General features: G+C 30.0%; 1 protein-coding gene. It reads left to right on the top strand.

The annotated features are described in order from the left end of the window. Positions 1-296 precede the first annotated feature (296 nt). Entirely contained in the window at positions 297-1,457 is a 1,161-nt protein-coding gene (locus GQF29_RS17915) for an IS110 family RNA-guided transposase (RefSeq protein ID WP_008790901.1), read from the top strand. Positions 1,458-1,626: the final 169 nt, after the last annotated feature.

The raw sequence follows: 1,626 nt of genomic DNA, 5'->3' as shown, positions 1-1,626 counted from the left end.
CTGGTATATTGAAGTTACTCATACAAAGAGTAATAAATCTAATATACCAATTCTCCTTTCTACCTGAATCTTTTGGTATCACTTCAGGTTGTGATAAAATTTGTAATTGTGAATGTGGATTTGTATCTTACTCTCTATTGCTCTGACTTTCTAGAAAGAATCTTACCACTTCTTCGTATCGCATTTATTATTAGTTGTATGAGTCTTTTGAATTCTAAACACACCAGGTTTTTGATACCTTTGAAGTGGATTCAATTTCACAATCACAAACTATCGTAAGAAAGGAATTGATAATTATGAAACTTGTTGGCATTGACATCGCCAAATATGAACACGCTGCTTTTATCATGGAGGCTTCTACTGGCGAATCTTTATGTGATCCTTTTTTCTTCAAAAACAATAAAGAAGGTTTTAAAAAACTCTATACGGAACTTAATAAATATTCAAAAAACGAACTCTTAATCGGTATGGAAGATACAGGGCACTATAACTTCGCCATTGAAAGTAGTTTATTGGCTGAAGGCTATAAAGTAGCTCTTATTAACCCTATTACTACTAAAAGCCTTAGAAAAGCTTCTTTAAAATCCGTTAAAAGTGATAAAGAAGATGCCCTATTAATTACGAAAGCGCTTTTAGACAAAGCCTACTATCGTATCATCTCTATTCAAGATGAGAAATTAAAGGAAGCGAAAGAATTAACTCGCTATCGTACACAACTAACCCTTGAAATGAATCGTAAAAAGAATGTTCTTCAACGACATATTGACATTGTTTTTCCTGAATTTAATACATTATTTAATAACGAATACACCATTACTTATTTAAACATTTTAAGAAAATATAGTGACGCTTATACAATTGCTCATACAGACATTCGTTCTTTAAGAAAATGTTTTAAATATTGTAACTCCTTTAGTGCGGAAGAATTAAAAGAATTAGCTTCTAATTCTGTTGGCATTCATGATGTTTCTATTTCTTTTATCATTCAATCGGTTATTTCCAGTATTGATTTAATCAACTCTCAAATTGAAGAATTAGATAAAAAAATAGAAGAACTCGCCATCACACAAGCTTCTTCTATCACATCAATACCAGGAATATCAATTATTACTGGTACTTCTATTTTAGCTGAACTTGGTGATATAAGTAAATACTCAAATGCAGGAAAAGTAATTAAATTTGCAGGTGTAAATCCTTATATAAGTGAATCTGGCAAATTTTCAGCTGATAAAACAGCCATAACCAAGAAAGGTTCCAAATATCTAAGAACAACACTTTATAGAGTCATTATTCCTGTAATTCGTCATAACCCTGCATTCAATAATTACTATCATTTAAAACGAAATCAAGGTAAAGGGCACCTCTGTGCTTTAGGTCATTGTGTAAGAAAACTTTTGAGGATTATTTATCATCTCGAAACAAACAATCTATCTTTCGATATAAATTCACTCAAATAGTCAAAACTTTTAACAAACCACATTTTATTGAAATGTGCTATTTTTAACTATAGTTCTTTTCAACATATTTACATTCACAATTTCAAAGATCGAATACTATATTTTCAAGTATTTTATATTTCATACTTTTTCACAATTTACTACTTGACTTTAATATAGTTGTCTTTCT

The sequence above is a fragment of the Coprobacillus cateniformis genome, assembly GCF_009767585.1.
Lineage (GTDB): Bacteria > Bacillota_I > Bacilli_A > Erysipelotrichales > Coprobacillaceae > Coprobacillus > Coprobacillus cateniformis.
Note: the sequence above shows the minus strand (reverse complement) of the source record. Positions and strands in the feature narration are given on the sequence as shown.

What these genes read in the sequence shown, in the direction of transcription:
- GQF29_RS17915 (WP_008790901.1), top strand. Translation starts at nt 297, where the DNA reads ATGAAACTTGTTGGCATTGACATCGCCAAATATGAACACGCTGCTTTT.